Source organism: Enterocloster alcoholdehydrogenati, from assembly GCF_013282095.1.
GTDB lineage: Bacteria > Bacillota > Clostridia > Lachnospirales > Lachnospiraceae > Enterocloster > Enterocloster alcoholdehydrogenati.
The window spans coordinates 1-1,334 of sequence record NZ_BLTJ01000037.1; the positions used below are offsets into that span (position 1 = coordinate 1).

The following is a 1,334-nucleotide window of genomic DNA, read 5'->3' on the forward strand; positions in this document are numbered from 1 at the left end:
TCATAATATGTGTACAAAATTCAAAGGAGGAACTACATATATGAGTCCAGAAGCAAAAAATGATTTAGTCAACGAACTTCTAATTGAATATGTACGTTTACATGGCTTAATGCATGTAAATAGTACTAAAACTCCAGAAATTTTTCTTCCACTCAAAATAAGAGAAATCAAATCTGCATATGATGTTATTTTAAGTGAAGTAGAAAAGAATTTTTTAGCCGATGTTATTAAATTTTCAATGTACATCTTTTTCAAGGAGCACTCTTAGCGGTGCTCTTTATTTATTCAAAAAATATTAGAAAAAAGTTCTTCAATATTAACTTTATTCAACGGAACAATAATCGTATTATTGATATTACAGCATGGATTATTATTAGCCCAATCTAAAGCAGTTTTATACTGATTACAGATTCTTGATGCCGATATTTCATTACTTAACATTTCAATAAATTCATTTACTTCATCATATGTAAAATTATGTTCTGCTAAATAATTCGTAATATCAACAAGTGCTTGTAATTTATTACGTTCTTTTGTTATATTATACATGAAATCACCAACTTTCTAAGGAGGATAAAATTATGAGATTAAATCATGATTACGTCAGAAGCATACTATTATTCATTGAACAAGAAACAACTTATAAACAAGGCACACAAATACCAGTATTCCATAATGAAATAAGATATACAGTTATACTTAAAAACAAAGATTTTGAAGACTGCGATCAACAAGAACTTGCATATGCACTAGAATTATTAATAAAAGAAGGTTTTATAGAATGTTCAAGGCAACCTCACTTTAATAACGGTAATTTAAACTTAGCAAATATTATAGGTCTTACATGGAAAGGTCATGAATTACTCGATAATATTCGGGATAATACTATTTGGACTGCCGTAAAACAAAAAGCATCTAAAATAGGAGGATTTTCTTTAACAATATTAGCTTCAACAGCAAAAGACGTGGCTAATGCTCTTATGTCTGATCCTAATGCAATACAAAACTTTATGCAAGGCATTGAAAATATATTTCACTAGATAAATTTTAACAATCTAATTTTCGAAGCAGTTCAAGTGCTGACAATTTTTCCATATTGTCGTGTGAATTTGCCAGTATAAGAATTGCTTCTGATAAAACAAAATTATCCATTCCTACTGAGTTATATTTTAAAAATAATCTTTTGAAATTTTCATTATCCATATAGTCTACAAAATCTTGAGTAGATTCATATTTTTCTAATTCATTTTCGTATTCTGTTTTTGTCATTTTTTCTCCTTCTTATGATGTGCTGTATATTTAATGATGATAATTGTGTGCTTTACGAATTGAAG

4 protein-coding genes are annotated in these 1,334 nt (G+C 27.8%); 2 read left to right on the top strand and 2 right to left on the bottom strand.

Annotated features, from left to right (window positions below; translation table 11 throughout):
• A partial coding sequence (locus HW447_RS17775; protein WP_207714823.1) for a hypothetical protein occupies positions 1–268 on the top strand: 268 nt, incomplete at its 5' end.
• A 17-nt stretch (positions 269–285) separates the two neighbouring features.
• Here the strand turns inward: HW447_RS17775 and HW447_RS17780 are convergent.
• Positions 286–549 (bottom strand): hypothetical protein, encoded by a 264-nt coding sequence (locus HW447_RS17780; RefSeq protein ID WP_176256354.1) that lies wholly within the window; start codon positions 547–549, stop codon positions 286–288.
• A 32-nt stretch (positions 550–581) separates the two neighbouring features.
• Here HW447_RS17780 and HW447_RS17785 point away from each other — a divergent pair, with 32 nt between their 5' ends.
• A complete protein-coding gene (locus HW447_RS17785) occupies positions 582–1,040 on the top strand; it encodes a DUF2513 domain-containing protein (RefSeq protein ID WP_176256355.1) in 459 nt (152 codons plus the stop codon).
• Positions 1,041–1,047: 7 nt separating this feature from the next.
• On the opposite strand, the gene HW447_RS17790 is transcribed toward HW447_RS17785, so the two are convergent.
• Positions 1,048–1,269 (bottom strand): hypothetical protein, encoded by a 222-nt coding sequence (locus HW447_RS17790; RefSeq protein WP_176256356.1) that lies wholly within the window; start codon positions 1,267–1,269, stop codon positions 1,048–1,050.
• Between the last annotated feature and the right edge of the window lie 65 nt (positions 1,270–1,334).

Coding starts and splice junctions, on each gene's coding strand:
- HW447_RS17785 (WP_176256355.1), top strand. CDS start 582: ATGAGATTAAATCATGATTACGTCAGAAGCATACTATTATTCATTGAA.
- HW447_RS17790 (WP_176256356.1), bottom strand. CDS start 1,269: ATGACAAAAACAGAATACGAAAATGAATTAGAAAAATATGAATCTACT.
- HW447_RS17780 (WP_176256354.1), bottom strand. CDS start 549: ATGTATAATATAACAAAAGAACGTAATAAATTACAAGCACTTGTTGAT.